13 protein-coding genes are annotated in these 16849 nt (G+C 70.5%); 6 read left to right on the top strand and 7 right to left on the bottom strand.

All coding sequences use genetic code 11. The annotated features are described in order from the left end of the window. Positions 1 to 19: 19 nt before the first annotated feature. From ABG090_RS05860 to dut, 4 genes are all read right to left on the bottom strand, one after another. Positions 20 to 2836, bottom strand: coding sequence for an aconitate hydratase (locus tag ABG090_RS05860; RefSeq protein ID WP_347757273.1), 2817 nt, complete (start codon positions 2834 to 2836; stop codon positions 20 to 22). Between the two features lie 108 nt (positions 2837 to 2944). Then, the gene (locus ABG090_RS05855; protein ID WP_347757271.1) at positions 2945 to 3721 is read right to left on the bottom strand and encodes a DUF3159 domain-containing protein; all 777 of its coding nucleotides are present in this window, start codon (positions 3719 to 3721) and stop codon (positions 2945 to 2947) included. Continuing rightward, the gene (locus ABG090_RS05850) at positions 3721 to 4317 is read right to left on the bottom strand and encodes a DUF3710 domain-containing protein (RefSeq protein WP_347757270.1); all 597 of its coding nucleotides are present in this window, start codon (positions 4315 to 4317) and stop codon (positions 3721 to 3723) included. Before ABG090_RS05850 ends, ABG090_RS05855 begins: the two co-directional genes overlap by 1 nt. Continuing rightward, positions 4314 to 4766: a dUTP diphosphatase gene (dut, locus tag ABG090_RS05845; protein ID WP_347757268.1), complete on the bottom strand. Its 453-nt coding sequence runs from the start codon at positions 4764 to 4766 to the stop codon at positions 4314 to 4316. The genes ABG090_RS05850 and dut overlap by 4 nt, the downstream gene beginning before the upstream one ends. A gap of 69 nt (positions 4767 to 4835) precedes the next feature. On the opposite strand from dut, the gene ABG090_RS05840 reads away from it, so the two are divergent. After that, positions 4836 to 5291, top strand: coding sequence for a DUF3093 family protein (locus ABG090_RS05840; RefSeq protein ID WP_347757266.1), 456 nt, complete (start codon positions 4836 to 4838; stop codon positions 5289 to 5291). Positions 5292 to 5393: 102 nt separating this feature from the next. On the opposite strand, the gene ABG090_RS05835 is transcribed toward ABG090_RS05840, so the two are convergent. Beyond that, positions 5394 to 5681 (bottom strand): DUF4193 family protein, encoded by a 288-nt coding sequence (locus tag ABG090_RS05835; protein ID WP_347757264.1) that lies wholly within the window; start codon positions 5679 to 5681, stop codon positions 5394 to 5396. Between the two features lie 234 nt (positions 5682 to 5915). Here ABG090_RS05835 and sepH point away from each other — a divergent pair, with 234 nt between their 5' ends. The 4 genes from sepH (at position 5916) to ABG090_RS05815 (ending at position 10765) form a co-directional block, all read left to right on the top strand. After that, entirely contained in the window at positions 5916 to 7160 is a 1245-nt protein-coding gene (gene sepH / locus ABG090_RS05830; protein WP_347757262.1) for a septation protein SepH, read from the top strand. A gap of 112 nt (positions 7161 to 7272) precedes the next feature. Then, positions 7273 to 8640: an MFS transporter gene (locus ABG090_RS05825; RefSeq protein WP_347757260.1), complete on the top strand. Its 1368-nt coding sequence runs from the start codon at positions 7273 to 7275 to the stop codon at positions 8638 to 8640. A 104-nt stretch (positions 8641 to 8744) separates the two neighbouring features. Next, positions 8745 to 9659: an NAD(P)-binding domain-containing protein gene (locus ABG090_RS05820; RefSeq protein WP_347757258.1), complete on the top strand. Its 915-nt coding sequence runs from the start codon at positions 8745 to 8747 to the stop codon at positions 9657 to 9659. Beyond that, positions 9659 to 10765, top strand: coding sequence for a zinc-binding dehydrogenase (locus ABG090_RS05815; RefSeq protein WP_347757256.1), 1107 nt, complete (start codon positions 9659 to 9661; stop codon positions 10763 to 10765). The genes ABG090_RS05820 and ABG090_RS05815 overlap by 1 nt, the downstream gene beginning before the upstream one ends. A 124-nt stretch (positions 10766 to 10889) precedes the next feature. On the opposite strand, the gene ABG090_RS05810 is transcribed toward ABG090_RS05815, so the two are convergent. Further along, the gene (locus tag ABG090_RS05810; protein WP_347757254.1) at positions 10890 to 11912 is read right to left on the bottom strand and encodes an alkaline phosphatase family protein; all 1023 of its coding nucleotides are present in this window, start codon (positions 11910 to 11912) and stop codon (positions 10890 to 10892) included. 77 nt (positions 11913 to 11989) lie between these two features. On the opposite strand from ABG090_RS05810, the gene ABG090_RS05805 reads away from it, so the two are divergent. Next, a complete protein-coding gene (locus ABG090_RS05805; protein WP_347757252.1) occupies positions 11990 to 14422 on the top strand; it encodes a DNA topoisomerase IV subunit A in 2433 nt (810 codons plus the stop codon). Positions 14423 to 14557: 135 nt separating this feature from the next. Here the strand turns inward: ABG090_RS05805 and ABG090_RS05800 are convergent, their stop codons facing one another. Next, on the bottom strand, positions 14558 to 16651 hold the full coding sequence (locus ABG090_RS05800; protein WP_347757250.1) for a DNA topoisomerase IV subunit B: 2094 nt from the start codon (positions 16649 to 16651) through the stop codon (positions 14558 to 14560). Between the last annotated feature and the right edge of the window lie 198 nt (positions 16652 to 16849).

Genomic DNA, 16849 nt, shown 5'->3' with positions numbered 1-16849 from the left:
GCCGTGCGCGCGCGCCGGATCAGACCAGCGAGCGGAGGACGTACTGCAGGATGCCGCCGTTGCGGTAGTAGTCGGCCTCACCCGGGGTGTCGATGCGGACGACCGCGTCGAACTCCACCGTCTGCTTGCCCTCGGGGCTGTGCGCGGTCGGCTCGGCGACGACGTGCACCGTCTTCGGCGTGCGGCCCTCGTTGAGCTCCGTCAGGCCGGTGATCGAGATCGACTCCGTGCCGTCCAGACCCAGCGACGCCCACGACTCGCCCTCGGGGAACTGCAGCGGCACCACACCCATGCCGATGAGGTTGGAGCGGTGGATGCGCTCGAACGACTCGGTGATGACCGCCTTGACGCCCAGCAGGTTCGTGCCCTTGGCAGCCCAGTCACGGCTCGAGCCCGAGCCGTACTCCTTGCCGCCCAGCACGACGAGCGGGATGCCCTGCTCCTGGTAGTGCTCGGAGGCGTCGTAGATCGCGGCCTGCGGTGCATCCGGCTGCGTGAAGTCGCGCGTGAAGCCGCCCTCGACGCCGTCCAGCAACTGGTTCTTCAGTCGGATGTTCGCGAACGTGCCGCGGATCATCACCTCGTGGTTGCCGCGGCGCGAGCCGTAGGAGTTGAAGTCCGCCCGCGCGACGCCGTGCTCGCTCAGGTAGCGACCGGCGGGGCTGTCCGCCTTGATCGCGCCTGCCGGCGAGATGTGGTCAGTGGTGACCGAGTCGCCGAGCGCAGCCAGCACGCGTGCGTCCTGGATGTCGCTGACGGGCGTGAGCTCCATCGTCATGCCGTCGAAGTACGGGGGCTTCCGCACGTAGGTCGAGTCGGCATCCCACTCGAACACGTCGCCGTCCGGCGTCGGGAGGCTCTGCCAGCGCTCGTCGCCGTCGAACACGGCGGCGTACTGGCGGGTGAACATCTCGGTGTCGATCGACGAGTCGATGCTCGACTGGACCTCGTCGGCGGTGGGCCAGATGTCGGCGAGGAACACGTCCTGACCGTCCTTGCCCTTGCCCAGCGGCTGCGCGTCGAAGTCGAAGTCCATCGTGCCCGCGAGGGAGTACGCGATGACGAGCGGCGGCGACGCGAGGTAGTTCATCTTCACGTCGGGGTTGATGCGCCCCTCGAAGTTGCGGTTGCCGGAGAGCACCGCGGTGACCGCGAGGTCGTGCTCGTTGATCGCCTCGGAGACCTCTTCGATGAGCGGCCCGGAGTTGCCGATGCAGGTGGTGCAGCCGTAGCCGACGGTGTAGAAGCCCAGCTCGTCGAGGTCCTTCGTGAGACCCGACTTGTCGTAGTAGTCGGTGACCACCTTCGAGCCCGGAGCCAGGGTCGTCTTCACCCAGGGCTTCGCCTTCAGGCCCAGCTCGACGGCCTTGCGCGCCAGCAGGCCGGCGGCGAGCATGACGGACGGGTTCGACGTGTTGGTGCAGGAGGTGATCGCCGCGATCGTGACCGCGCCGTTGTCGAGCGTGTAGCTCTCACCGTCGGCGCTCGTCACCGTGACGGGCGACGAGAGGTCGGAGGGAAGGCCGCTGCTGATGTGCACGTCGCGCGTGTCGTCATCCTCGTCGCCGGGCGCGTTGCCCGGATCGGAGGCCGGGAACGAGTGCTTCGACTCGAGGTCGACGATGTCGTTCGAGGTGGTGGCCGAGGCGTAGTCCAGCACGTCCTTCGCGAACTGCGACTTCGCCTTCGTGAGCTCGATGCGGTCCTGCGGGCGCTTCGGCCCGGCGATCGAGGGCACCACGGTGCTGAGGTCGAGCTCGAGGTACTCCGAGAAGGAGGGCTCGACGGCCGGGTCGTGCCAGAGGCCCTGCTCCTTCGCGTACGCCTCCACGAGCGCGACCTGCTGCTCGTCGCGGCCGGTGAAGCGCAGGTAGTCGAGCGTGACGTCGTCGATCGGGAAGATCGCTGCGGTGGAGCCGAACTCCGGGCTCATGTTGCCGATCGTGGCGCGGTTCGCCAGCGGCACGGCGCCGACGCCGGTGCCGTAGAACTCGACGAACTTGCCGACCACGCCGTGCTTGCGGAGCATGTCGGTGATCGTGAGCACCACATCCGTCGCCGTCACGCCGGTGGCGATCTCGCCCGTGAGCTTGAAGCCGACCACGCGCGGGATGAGCATCGACACGGGCTGGCCGAGCATGGCGGCCTCCGCCTCGATGCCGCCGACGCCCCAGCCCAGCACACCCAGGCCGTTGACCATGGTGGTGTGCGAGTCGGTGCCGACCACGGTGTCGGGGTATGCCGTCAGCTCACCGTCGAACTCGCGGGCGTAGGTGACCTTCGCCAGGTTCTCGATGTTCACCTGGTGCACGATGCCAGTGCCCGGCGGGACGACCTTGAAGTCGTCGAACGCGGTCTGGCCCCAGCGCAGGAACTGGTAGCGCTCGCCGTTGCGCTGGTACTCGATCTCGACGTTGCGCTCGAAGGCGTCGGGCGTGCCGAAGAGGTCGGCGATGACCGAGTGGTCGATGACCAGCTCGGCGGGCGCGAGCGGGTTGATCTTGGTGGGGTCGCCGCCCAGCTCTGCGACCGCCTCGCGCATGGTGGCGAGGTCGACGATGCAGGGCACGCCGGTGAAGTCCTGCATGACCACGCGAGCGGGCGTGAACTGGATCTCGACGGTGGGGCTGGCGTCGGCATCCCAGGAGCCGAGCGCCTCGATCTGCTGCTTCGTGACGTTCGCGCCGTCCTCGGTGCGCAGCAGGTTCTCGAGCAGCACCTTCAGGCTGAACGGCAGGCGCTCGTGACCCGGGACCTTGTCGATTCGATAGAGCGTGTAGTCGGTGCCACGCACCGACAGCGAGCTCTTGCTGTCAAAGCTGTTCGGATTCGCCATCGTGACTCCTTCGGGGTCTCACGGGATGCGCTGACTGCGCCCCGAGTCTATGCCTCGAGCCGACGCGATGGGCGGGATCGAAGCGATATATCTTGACGTCAAGATATCTTACCGGATCGTCGGCCGCTCCGGATCGGCAGGCGTGTCGGCGTCGGGCTGCTGCAGCACCGTGCGCACCATCAGCCACGTCACCCACAGGGTCGCGAGATAGAGCGGCACGCCCATCACCACCTTGGTCGCCGCGAGCAGCTCGACCGCGCCGGCGACACCCTGATCGGCTGCGAGGTACATCGGCACCTGGAACGCCAGGCGGGCGCCGATGACGATCAGCCACAGCACGGTGGAGCGCCACGCCACGGCGCGCTTCGCACGCTCGGTCCGCCACGCGTGGGGCGTTCCGGTCAGCGCCCCGGCGATGACGCCGACGAGCGGTCGGCGCGCGAGCATGCTGGCGAGCAGCACGATCACGATGACGCTGTTGACGATGAAGCCCCAGAGGAAGTTGTCCTCCCCCTGGCCGGTGATCAGCGCGACGACCGCCGAGATCCCGACGCCAATCAGGCCCGCGAAGGCGAGCATCGGCTGCCCACGCTGGAGCACGCGCCACGCGACGAAGCCGAGCGAGACCGCCAGCGGCACGAGCACCGCGATCCAGACGTTTCGCGTGGCTGTGTACAGGATCAGGAAGAGGATGCCGGGCAGCAGCGACTCCACGATGCCGCGCACCCCGCCCATCGCCGCGAGCAGCGCGTGCGCCGAGGGCTTCGCGGTGGGATCGAGCTGGCCGAGCTTCGAGCCGCGGATCGCCGCGCCCACCTGCTCAGAGAACGAGGCCTCCGGCTCTGGCTGCGATTCCGCGTCCGGCTGCGATCCGGCCGGCACCATCAGACCGACTTCGGCGCGCGCAGCGGGATGAGCTCCCGCGGCGGCATCGGCTCGGCGCCGCGGCACACGACCGTGGAGCGGAACAGCTCGATCGCCGCTGCCGCCTGCTGCTCGTCGATCGCCGCCGGGCCGCCGATGAGGCCCTGCAGCATCCAGCGCGGACCGTCGACACCGACGATGCGCACGGCGCGAGGCGCGCCATCGGGGCCGACCTGCAGCCGTGCGCGCAGCTCGGGGCCGAGCGGCCCCTCCGCCTCGTCGACCGCGGCGCCCTGCCGCTCGAGCTGGGCGCGCAGCACCTCGCGCACGGGCGCCCAGATGCCCTCGCTGCGTGGCGCCGCGAACGGCTGCAGCTGCACGGTCGACCCGTCGTGCTCGAGCGTGACGGCGACGATGCGCTTGGTCTTCTCCTCGACCTCGAGCCGCATCTGCATGCCGGGGCGCGGCACGATGCGCAAGCCCCCGAGATCGACATAGGGCCGCACGGGCGCCTCTGCCTCGTCGAGCGGCCCCACGGCCGCGCGATCCTCCGGAGCGCTCTTCTCGACCAGCTCCTCGTCGTCCGGCAGCTGCTGGTCGTCGGTGGTGTCCGTCATCGTGTGATCCCCTCTGGCGCGGCGCTGAAGCCGGTGGACCCGTGCCCGCGCTCGCCTCGATCCGATCCCGGCAGCCGCTCCACCTCGATGAAGCGCACCTGCTCGACGCGCTGCACGATGAGCTGCGCGATGCGATCGCCCACCTCGATGCGGTGCGGCTCGCTGCCGGTGTTGAGCAGGTTGACCTTGATCTCGCCGCGGTAGCCGGCGTCGACGGTGCCCGGTGCGTTCACGATCGTGATGCCGTGCTTGGCGGCGAGGCCGCTGCGCGGGTGGATGAATCCGGCGAATCCGTCCGGCAGTGCGATCGCGATCCCGGTCGCGACCAGCGCGCGCTGGCCCGGCTCGAGCGTCAGCGGCTCGGCGGCATGGAGGTCGGCACCGGCGTCACCCGGGTGCGCATAGCGAGGCACCGGTGACCCGGTCATGAGGACTTCGACCTGGTTCATCGCACACGAGGCTAGCCGAGCGGGCCGTGCCCGGCGAACCGACATCGTCGGAGGCGGGATGATGGAGGCATGGATTTCGCCCCCTCGTACCGCGAGCGACTCGTGCCGCCGTGGTGGCTGCTGCTGCTCCTGCTGCTCATCGTTCCCGCATCCCTGCTGGTGTTCCTGCCGGTGAGCATCGAGATGGGGATCGCCGTGGCCGCGGTGCTCTATGGCGCGATCGCGCTCGCGCTGTGGCTCGCTGCGCCGACGATCGAGCTGCGAGACGGCTCCCTGCGCGCCGGTCGAGCGCGCATCCCGGTGTCGGAGCTCGGCACTGCCGAGGCCCTGGAGGGCGCCGACGCACAGGCCGCCATGCGCGCGGCATGGGATCCGGCCGACCACCACGTGATCTCGCCGTGGACCAAGTCGCTGGTGCGCGTGCCCGTCACCGACCCCGCGGATGCCACCCCCGCGTGGCTCGTGAGCAGCCGCCGGCCGAAGGCACTCGCGGCGGCGATCGCGGCGGCGCAGGCACGCCAGTGACGAGCGAACGGGCCCGCGTACTCGCGGGCCCGTTCGGAGCCGCTCAGTGCACTCTGCACTCTGCACACTGCGCTCTGCGCACTGCTCAGCGGCAGGGATCGATCAGGAGGCGCACTCCTGGCAGATCGGGCCGAGCTTGGTCTCGTGGTCGAACTGCAGCCGGTCCTTGACCAGGAAGCAGTTGACGCAGGTGAATTCGTGCTCCTGCGGCGGCAGCACGACGACGTCGAGCTCGACGTCGGCGAGGTCTGCGGCGGAGAGGTCGAAGCTGCCGGGGTTGTCGGCGTCGTCGTCCGTCGCGACGCTCTTCGCCGGCACGCGCTCCTTCAGCGCATCGAGCGACTCGTTCTCGTCGTCGGTCTTGCGCGGTGCGTCGTAATCGGTGGCCATCAGGGCTTCCTTGCTGGGAGGGGTTGAGCGTCGTCGGCGCACAGTCTGCACGAAAGCCCGATCTGAGGCAAATCAGATAACCACGTGCACGCACGGTGTCACCGCCCGCGTTCGCACCGGGATCGGTGCTCCGTACGGAACGCACGGCGCGCCCGGCCCATTCCCGGCCCGCGCAGCGCCTCCGTGCGATGCTGACGACGCCCGAAACCACCCGCCAGGAAGGACCGGCGAATCATGCAGCAGCTGAGCGTCATCGGCGTCGAGGACGACGTGCTCATCCTCGAGTCCGACTCCGGCGAGCGCTTCCGCGTGCCCGTCGATGCCCTGCCAGAGCACCGCAAGCCGGCAGCGGCGATCCCCCACCGGGAGCGCAAGGCCCGCCCGCGCGACATCCAGGCGCTCATCCGCGGCGGCATGACGGCCGAGGAGGTCGCCTCCTCGACCGGCGAGGAGCTCGCCTACATCGAGCGATTCGAGGGGCCCGTCGTGGCCGAGCGCAACCACGTGCTCGACTCGGCGCTGTCGATCCCGGTCGCGTCCGGCGACATCGACCCGCTCGCGGGCGAGACCACCTTCGGTGCCGCGATCGATGAGCGCCTCGACGACCTGCGCGCCTCGGATCGTTCCTGGGCCGCCTGGAAGGACGGCGAGGGCGGCGTCTGGACCGTGCGCCTGCGCTTCACCACCGAGGCGATCCAGCACGAGGCCACGTGGGGCTACGAGCCCAAGAAGGCGACGCTGACGCCGCGCGGCAAGGAGGCGACCTCGCTGAGCCAGACGGGCGATGCCTCAAGCGTGCTCGTGCCCCGACTGCGCGCCATCGACCGCCAGCAGCGTCCCGCAGGCCCGGATGCCGCCGCGACGGCGCCGACGCCCGCACCCGCCCCGGTCGAGGACGGCGGCGCGCCGCCGATCGCGCAGCGTGCTGCGACGCCGGACGCGGCGCGAACCGAGTCGGGCCGCGGCGACACGGGCCGATTCGACTCCGACGCCTTCCGCATCCAGCGCGGCGTGACCCGATCCACGCCCGCTCCGGTCGAGCCCGGCGTCGGCCTGGAGGACGCCATCGAGCCCGCCGATGCTGCCGACTCACCGCTCGGGTCCCGACCCAAGGAGCCCACGAAGGCCGACAACCCGTGGCTGCGCGTGCGCGGCGGCGAGGTCGGCAGCCAGCCGGAGAACGTGCAGGCCGCCGCGATCAACCGTCCGGCCGCGTCGTCGCAGCCCAACCACACCGCCGAGCTCCTCGACGCGCTCCGGCGCCGTCGCAGCGAGCGAGAGGCCGCCCTCCGCACCGCCGAGTCTGCACCGAGCCTCTTCGAGCCCGAAGCCGCGGCACCGCCCGCGGAGCCCGAGATCCAGGAACAGCGGAGCCAGCGAGCGACCGGCACGGGCCCGGTCGGCAATCGCAAGCGCGGCTCTCGGGCCGCGATGCCGAGCTGGGACGAGATCGTCTTCGGCTCACGCACTGACGACTGACAGCACTGCTGCACCCCGCATCGGTGTGTCGTGACGCTCCGATGCGGTAACTGAACCGATCGTCATATACCTTTCTCCCGGCACAGCCCCGTGCACCTACGAGGAGGTAGGCATGACACAGTCCGTCCACGACACGTCCAGAGACAATGACCGCAAGGGTCTCGGCAAGGTCGTCACCGCAGCAATGGCTGGGACGGTGGTCGAGTGGTACGAGTTCTTCCTGTACGCCACTGCAGCGACCATCGTCTTCAACCTGATCATGTTCCCGCAGAGCGATGATCCGTACTTCCCCATCATCAGCGCCTTCCTGACCTACGCGGTCGGGTTCGTCGCGCGTCCCCTCGGCGGCATCGTCTTCGGCCACTTCGGCGACAAGTACGGCCGCAAGAAGCTCCTGCAGGTCGCCATCATCCTGGTCGGTGTCGCCACCTTCCTGATGGGCTGCCTGCCGACCTTCGACCAGATCGGCTACTGGGCTCCCGCACTGCTCGTGCTGCTGCGCTTCGCGCAGGGCTTCGCCGTCGGCGGCGAGTGGGGCGGCGGCGTGCTGCTCGTCGCGGAGCACGCTCCGAACAAGGAGCGCGGCTTCTGGTCCTCGTTCCCGCAGGCGGCGGTGCCGGCCGGCAACCTCATTGCCACGGTCGTGCTGCTCGTGCTGCAGTGGACCCTCTCGGATGAGGCTTTCCTCAGCTGGGGCTGGCGCGTGGCCTTCTGGCTGTCGGTCGTGATCGTCGCCGTCGGCTACTACATCCGCACCCGCATCGAGGATGCACCCATCTTCCAGCAGGTCAAGGAGGAGGTCGCGGAGTCGAACGCCCAGGGCTACGGCGTGATGGAAGTCATCAAGCGCTACCCGAAGGGTGTGCTGACGGCCATGGGCCTGCGCTTCGCGGAGAACATCCTGTACTACCTGGTGGTGACGTTCTCGATCGTCTACCTGCGCACCTACCTCGAGTACGACGTCTCGCGAATCCTGGGTCTGATGGCGATCGCGCACGTCGCGCACTTCATCTTCGTGCCGATCGTGGGCCGCTTCGTCGACACCGTGGGCCGTCGGCCCATGTACATGATCGGCACCATCCTGGGCGCTTCGTGGGGCTTCATCGCCTTCCCGATGTTCGACACCGGTGTGGACGTCGTGATCCTGGGCGGCATCATCCTGGGTCTGCTCTTCCACGCGCTCATGTACGCCGGGCAGCCGGCGATCATGGCCGAGATCTTCCCGACGCGCATGCGCTACTCGGGTGTCTCGCTCGGCTACCAGGTGACCTCGATCGTGGCGGGCTCGCTCGCGCCGATCATCGCCACGGCGCTGCTCGGCCAGTTCGGCAGCCACATCCCGGTCGCGATCTACCTGGTCGTCGCCTGCGGCATCACGCTCATCGCGGTGCTCGCGCTCAAGGAGACGAAGGGCATCTCGCTGCACGACGTCGACGACGAGGATCGTCGCCGGCTGCGCGAGGAGCAGGGCACGGTCTGATCGACTGACCGGCACTGCTGACGGCGGGCGGCGAGGGTGTTCCTCGCCGCCCGCTGCCTCGTTCGCAGATATCGTGGATCGCACAACCTCGGAAGGAATCGACGATGACGTCAATCGCCTGGATCGGCCTCGGCAACATGGGCAGCCGGATGTCCGCGCACCTCGTCTCTGCTGGGCACGACGTGCAGGGCTACGACGTCGTCGACGCGCTCCTCGAGGGTGCTGCGGCGCGCGGCATCACGCCAGTCGGGTCGGTCGGCGAAGCGGTGGATGGCGCTGCCGTGGTGATCCTCAGCCTCCCCAAGGGCGAGCACGTGCGCTCGGTGCTGGCCGGCGATGACGGCGTCTTCGCGCACGCGGCCCCTGGCACGCTCATCCTCGACACCTCGACCGTGGACCTCGAGACGTCGGCCTGGTGCCACAGCGAAGCGACCGCGCGCGGATTCCGCTTCGTCGACTCCCCCGTCTCCGGCGGCATCCAGGGCGCGGAGGCCGGGAGCCTGGCGTTCATGCTCGGAGGCAGCGACGAGGATGTCGCCGCGGCGAAGGAGATCGTCGCGCCGATGGCAGGCAACGTGCTGGCGGTCGGCGAGGCGACGCACGGCATCGCCGCGAAGCTCGTCAACAACATGATGCTCGGCGTCTCGATCCTGGGGATGTCGGAGGGCGCGCAACTGGCGAAGGAGCTCGGCCTCGACGCGCAGTCCTTCTTCGAGGTGGCGCGCGTCTCCTCCGGTGACTCCTGGGCGGTGCGCACCTGGTACCCGGTGCCGGGCGTCGTGCCCGGTGCGGCCGCGAACCACAACTTCGACGCGTCCTTCTCGGCGATGCTCTGCCACAAGGACGTCACGCTGGCCGTCGACGGCGCCGAGGCAGCGGGCGTGCACGTGCCGGCCGCGACGCTCATCCGCGATCAGCTGCAGCGGCTGCTCGACGACGGCTTCGGCGGCAAGGACTGCACGCTCGTGATCCGCGAGACGAGCCCCGACGGTTCGGTCGCCGGCTGGGACGGGCGCTGATGCGCATCCGCGGTGCGGTGCTGCGGGCGATCGGCGCCGAGCGCCCCTTCTCCCAGTCGCAGCCGCTCGAGCTCGTCGAGCTCGAGCTCGATCAGCCCGGCCCCGGCGAGCTGCTCGTGCGCATCGAGGCCGCGGGCCTGTGTCACAGCGACCTCTCGGTCGTCGACGGCGCCCGGCCGCGGCCGGTGCCGATGCTGCTGGGGCACGAGGCTGCCGGCATCGTGGAGGCGATCGGCGAGGGCGTCGACGATATCGCCGTCGGCACCCGCATCGTGACGACGTTCCTGCCGCGCTGCGGCGAGTGCGCCGCGTGCGCCACCGACGGCAGACTCCCGTGCGAGCGCGGCTCCGCCTCGAACGCGGCCGGCGAGCTGCTCGGCGGCGGCCGACGGCTGCACGAGGGCGATACCGAGGTGCACCACCACCTGGGCGTATCCGCCTTCGCGACGCACGCCGTGGTCGACCGCCGCTCCGTCGTGCCGGTCGGTGACGACGTCCCGCCGCAGGTCGCCGCGGTGCTCGGCTGCGCGATGCTCACGGGCGGGGGCGCCGTGATCAACGCCGGCAAGCCCGTCGAGGGCGACGACATCGTGATCGTGGGCCTCGGCGGCGTCGGGATGGCGGCGCTGCTCGCCGCCGCATCCCTGGGCCTGGGTCGCGTGATCGGTGTGGATGGCGTGCCGTCGAAGCTCGAGACCGCGAAGCAGCTGGGCGCGGACCTCGCGCTCACGCCCGATGAGGCCCTCGAGCAGGGGCTTCGTGCCGCCGTGGTGATCGAGGCGGCCGGGCACCCGAAGGCCTTCGAGACCGCATTCGCGCTCACGGCGCCCGGCGGCACGACCGTCACGGTCGGGCTCCCCCATCCGGACGCTCGCTCCTCCCTGTCGCCGCTGACCTTCACCGCCGAGGCGCGCACGGTCATCGGCTCGTACCTGGGCTCTGCTGTGCCGACCCGGGACATCCCTCGCTACGAGCAGCTCTGGCGCGAGGGGAAGCTCGCGGTGGAGGCGCTCGTGACGAGCGAGATCGAGCTCGAGGGGCTCAACGAGGCGCTCGACACGCTCGCCGACGGCAAGGCGATCCGGCAGGTCGTGCGCTTGAGCTGAGATCCTGCGTCAGGTCGCAGCTCGCCCCCCAATCGGGCGGCACCGCGACCGGGAGCAGCGAGGGCGCGGCGCCGGCGGTGCTGGTGCCTCCCCTGGTGCGTGCGGCCGTGTGTCGAACCCGAGGTCACGCTGAAGCGAACGCGCCGAAGCGGCGCAGCGGCACGCGCAGCTCGTCGGGGGTGAGCGAGCCGTGCTGGCCGATCATGCCGCGCGCGGTGTCCGCTTCGTCCGCGTAGATGGCCCGGCGTCCGCGAGCGGCGACGAACACGTCACCGAGCCGCGGCGCGACATCAGGATGCACGTCGCCGAACCAGCCGCTCGCGATGACCTCCTGGCGCGTGGCGACCCACGCGGCGTCGCCGAGCCAGGCGCGCCAGGCCGCAGCCAGCGCATCCGCCGTGGTGCCGTCGTCCGCGTGCAGCTGCAGGCAGCGCGGCTCCCCCGCGACATGCGCGACGGGCTCCAGCAGCTCCGGCGGCACGATCAGGTGCCCGGATGCCGCGACGTCGACCATGCCGTGATCGGCGGTGGCGACGAGACCGACATCACGCGGCAGACCACCGATCAGCGCCGCGAGCTGGCCGTCGAGCTGCTCGAGTGCATCCACCCAAGCGGTGCTCTGCCATCCGTGGTCGTGGCCGAGCCGGTCGAGCTCCGGCACGTACAGGTAGACGAGTGAGCGCTCGCGCGCTGCCTGCTCGGCGATGGCGAACCGGTCGGCCATCGTGCGCCCGCCGCGGAACTCCGCGCCGCGCAGCACCGCCTGGGTGAAGCCGCTCGTCGCGTGCTTCGGCTCGCCGATCACGATCGAGGGCTCCTGCTCGAAGATCGTCGGGACTCGCTGCCACGTGGCCGGGTCCATGGCCCCGCCCCAGTCGCGCAGCTGGTTGCGCACACCCACGCCCGGCACCAGCGCGTCGTATCCGACCACGCCGTGCGCCCCCGCGAGCACGCCCGTGGTGAGGCTCGCCAGCGCCGCAGCGGTGGTCGAGGGGAACCCCGCGTCCAGGGAGCCACCCGAAGCATTGGCGAGCGTGCGCGCGTGCCCAGCGCGCTGGCCCAATTGCGCCGCGCCGAGGCCGTCGACGAGCAGCACCACGGCCCCGCGCACCGGCGGCAGGGCGAGTTCGTTGCGCTCGCCCCGCATCGCGAGCGAAGCGCCGCGCAGAACGTCGGCAAGGCTCCGAGATCCGGGCGCCCTGGTCGGTAGCATTCCCTCAGCCTATGACTGCCACACCCGCCTCCGACTCCGCCGAGCGCATCGACGACATCGACGTCGCTGCCGAGATGCAGGACTCGTTCCTCGAGTACGCCTACTCGGTGATCTACGCTCGAGCCCTGCCCGACGCCCGCGACGGGCTGAAGCCCGTGCAGCGCCGCATCCTGTTCCAGATGGCCGAGATGGGGCTGCGGCCCGAGAAGAGCCACGTCAAGAGCGCGCGCGTCGTCGGCGACGTGATGGGCAAGCTGCATCCGCACGGCGACACCGCCATCTATGACGCGCTCGTGCGCCTCGCCCAGGGCTTCAGCCTGCGGCTGCCGCTCATCGACGGGCACGGCAACTTCGGCTCGCTCGACGACGGGCCAGCCGCGGCCCGCTACACGGAGGCCCGCCTCGACGCCGCCGGGCTGTCGCTCACGGAGGGGCTCGACGAGGACGTCGTCGACTTCGTGCCGAACTACGACAACTCGTACCAGCAGCCCGACGTGCTGCCGGCCTCCTACCCAAACCTGCTCGTCAACGGCGCGAGCGGCATCGCCGTCGGCATGGCGACGAACATGGCACCGCACAACCTCGTCGAGGTCGTGCAGGCGGCCAAGCACCTGCTCGCGCACCCCGACGCATCCACCGCCGACCTCATGCGGCACGTGCCGGGTCCGGATCTGCCCGGCGGCGGCGTGATCGTGGGCCTCGACGGCATCCGGGATGCGTACGAATCCGGCCGTGGCTCGTTCAAGACGCGCGCTCGCACCTCCATCGAGCGCAGCGGGCGGAAGACCCAGATCATCGTCACCGAGCTGCCCTACCAGGTGGGCCCGGAGCGCCTGATGGAGAAGATCAAGGACGGCGTGCTGTCGAAGAAGCTGCAGGGCCTCTCCGACGTGCAGGATCTCACCGACCGCACGCACGGCCTGCGGCTCGAGATCGGCATCAAGACCGGCTTCGATCCCGAGGCGGTGCTGCAGCAGCTCTACCGCGTCACGCCGCTCGAGGACGGGTTCTCGATCAACAACGTCGCCCTCGTCGAGGGCAAGCCGCAGACGCTCGGGCTCAAGGATCTGCTGCGCGTCTACCTCGACCACCGGGTCTCGGTCGTGCGCCGCCGCAGCGAGTTCAGGCTCGGCAAGAAGCGCGACCGGCTGCACCTGGTGGAGGGGCTGCTGATCGCGATCCTCGACATCGACGAGGTCATCCAGGTCATCCGCTCCTCCGACGACGGCGAGCAGGCTCGCGGCCGACTGCAGGGCATCTTCGACCTGTCGGAGGCGCAGGCGGAGTACATCCTGGAGCTGCGGCTGCGCCGGCTGACGAAGTTCAGCCGCATCGAGCTCGAGGCCGAGCGCGACGAGCTCAAGGCGCAGATCGCCGAGCTCGAGCGCATCCTCGGCAGCGAAGCGGCACTGCACGCCGTCGTCACCGACGAGCTCGACGAGGTGGCCGAGCGCTTCGGCACGCCGCGGCGCACGCTGCTGACCGAAGGCAACGGGCAGGCCACGACCGGGAGGGCCTCCGCCGCCAAGGCTGCCGCCAACCTCGAGATCGTCGACGCACCCACCCGCGTGCTCCTCTCCGCCACCGGCCGGGTCGTGCGGGTCGACGGCGACGAGCCGATCACGCCGCCGGCGCGGCGCAACCGTCACGACGCCATCCGGTCGACGATCGAGACCACGACGCGCGGCACCTTCGGCCTCGTGACCTCAGCAGGGGTCGTGCTGCGGCTCACGCCCGTCGACCTGCCGTCGGTGCCTCCCGCTTCGATCGGGCTGACCGCGGGCATCAAGGTGAAGGAGCTCGGCGTCTTCGAGCGCGGCGAGGAGCCGGTCGGCTTCATCGACCTCGCGAGCGACGCGCCGTGGCTCATCGCCACCGCCCGCGGCACGGTCAAGCGCGTCACACCGAGCGAGCTGCGCGACCGCGACCGCGAGGCGGTGATCTCGCTGAAGCCCGGCGATCACGTCGTCGGCATCGCCCCCGCGCCCGACGATGCCTGGATCGTGCTGGTCACGAGCGACGCGCAGCTGCTGCGCTTCCCCGCCGAGCAGGTCAACCCGCAGGGGCCCGGTGCCGCGGGCATGAAGGGCATCGGCCTGAAGGCGGATGCGACGGTGCGGTTCGCCGGCGCCGTCGACGAGAGCGCAGAGGTCGTCACCGTCACCGAGGCTGCGGAGACGCTCGCGGGGCTCGACGAGCCGCGCGTGAAGGTGTCTGCGATCGCGGAGTTCCCGCCGAAGGGGCGCGGCACCGGCGGCGTGCAGGCGCACCGGCTGCTGAAGGGCGAGGTCGGGCTCTCGCTCGCGTGGGTCGGGAGCTCCCCGCTCGCGGTCGGCAGCGACGGCTCGCAGCGCACGCTGCCGCCGGGTGGCGCGGCTCGCGCCGGCTCCGGCGTCGCCATCGACGGCACGATCGGCGCGATCGGCGCGCGACTCGGCAGCTAGGCGGGCGCCGCACCGCACGCCTGCCCGCCGCACGCACGCCGGGCGGCTGCTCGCGCTGGCGAGTGGTGCGCTTGCGCCCGAGCGGTGCTGGCGCGCCGGCCCCAGTGGGGCGCAAACGCACCGTTCGGCGCCGGCTCAGGCGTCGATGCGGTCGCGGTCCACCTGGCTCGTCACGATGAGCTCGCGGCGGGGCGCGACCTCGTTGCCCATCAGCAGCTCGAAGATCTCGCTCGCGCGCTCCGCGTCGCTGATCTGCACGCGGCGCAGCGTGCGGCGGGAGCGATCCATGGTGGTCTCGGCCAGCTGATCCGCATCCATCTCGCCCAGACCCTTGTAGCGCTGCGGCGGCTCGTGCCAGGACTTGCCAGCCTTCTTCAGCCGCGTGAGCGTGCGGTGCAGCTCGGCGTCGGAGTAGGTGTAGATCGCCTCGTCGGGCTTGCCGCGGTGCTTCACGAGCACCCGGTGCAGCGGCGGCACGGCCGCGTAGACGCGCCCGTCCTCGATGAGCGGGCGCATGTAGCGGTGGATGAGGGTGAGCAGCAGCGTGCGGATGTGCGCGCCGTCGACATCGGCGTCCGAGAGCATGATGATCTTGCCGTAGCGCGCCTGGCTCAGATCGAACGAGCGGCCCGAGCCCGCGCCGATCGACTGGATGATCGCCGCGCACTCGGCGTTGCCGAGCATGTCGCCCACCGACGCCTTCTGCACGTTCAGGATCTTGCCGCGGATCGGCAGGATGGCCTGGAACTCGCTGTTGCGCGCGGGCTTCGCGGTGCCGAGCGCGCTGTCGCCCTCGACGATGAAGAGCTCGGTCTGCTCCACGTCGTTCGAGCGGCAGTCGACGAGCTTCACCGGCAGGGAGGACGATTCCAGCGCGCTCTTGCGGCGCGCGGTCTCCTTGAGCGAGCGCGCCGAGATGCGCGACTTCATCTCGCTCACGACCTTCTCGAGCAGCTGCGCCGCCTGCGCCTTCTCATCCCGCTTGTTCGACGTGAGGATGGCGCTGAGCTCGCGCTGCACGACCTGCGCGACGATCTGGCGCACGGCGGGCGTGCCGAGCACCTCCTTGGTCTGACCCTCGAACTGCGGCTCCGGCAGGCGCACCGTCACGACCGCCGACAGGCCCGCGAGCGCGTCGTCCTTCTCGATCTTGTCGTTGCCAGCCTTCAGCTTGCGCGCGTTCGCCGCCACCTGATCGCGGATGAGCTTCAGCAGCGACTGCTCGAAGCCCGCCAGGTGTGAACCGCCCTTGGGCGTCGCGATGATGTTGACGAAGGTCTGCACGACGGTGTCGTAGCCGGTACCCCACCGCAGCGCGATGTCGACCTCGCAGGTGCGGTCGACCTCGCGGGTGACCATGTGCCCGGTGGTCTCGTCGAGCACCGGGATGGTCTCCTTGAAGTCGCCGGCGCCGGTGAGCCTCCAGGTGGCGGTGAGCGCGGGGTCGGGCGCGAGGTATTCGACGAACTCGCTGATGCCGCCGTCGTAGCGGAAGTCGTGCACGACCGGCTCATCACCGCGCTCGTCGATGATCTGGATGCCGAGGCCGGGCACGAGGAACGCCGTCTGCCGAGCGCGCCGGGCGAGCTCATCCGCGAGGAACTCCGCACCCTTCGTGAAGACCTGCGGGTCCGCCCAGTAGCGCACCCGGGTGCCGGTGAGCCCCTTGGCGACCTTGCCGACCTTGCGCAGCTTGGACGCGTCGGTGAAGGGCACGAACGTGGCGCTCGGCGACGGCTCGCCGTCGTCGAGGAAGTCGCCCGGCTCGCCGCGGTGGAACGACATGGCCCAGGTGGCGCCGTCGCGGTCGACCTCGACGTCGAGTCGCTCGGAGAGCGCGTTGACCACGGATGCGCCCACGCCGTGCAGACCGCCGGAGGACTGGTAGGCGCCGCCGCCGAACTTGCCGCCGGCGTGCAGCTTCGTGAAGATCACCTCGACGCCCGTGAGACCGGTGCGGGGCTCGACGTCGATCGGCAGGCCGCGGGCGCGGTCGCGCACCTCGACGGAGCCGTCGTCATGCAGGACCACGGTGATCTCGTCGCCGTGGCCGCCGAGCGCCTCGTCGACGGAGTTGTCGATGATCTCCCACAGGCAGTGCATGAGCCCGCGCGAGTCGGTCGAGCCGATGTACATGCCGGGGCGCTTGCGCACCGCCTCGAGTCCTTCGAGCACGGTGAGGTGCCGTGCCGAGTAGTCGGATGCCGCGCGTGCCAACCGATCCCCCATCTCGTGCGTCGATGCGCCTTCCCGTCGAGACCCGTGTCGACGACCGGTGCGGGCGCGCCCGCCAGCCTATGGCCGCTCCGGGCCGCTCCCACGCAGGCTGCCCGGCTCGTCCCCGGGTTGCGCCACGGGCGAACCGCCTTCGAATTGACGGTGATCTGTCGGCGAGGCGTGCGACGATAGAGGCAACCTACGCAGTGA

Origin of the sequence: Agrococcus sp. ProA11 (assembly GCF_039880525.1) — a bacterium.
Taxonomy (GTDB): Bacteria; Actinomycetota; Actinomycetes; order Actinomycetales; family Microbacteriaceae; genus Agrococcus; species Agrococcus chionoecetis.
This window is presented reverse-complemented; position numbering and strand designations above follow the sequence as displayed.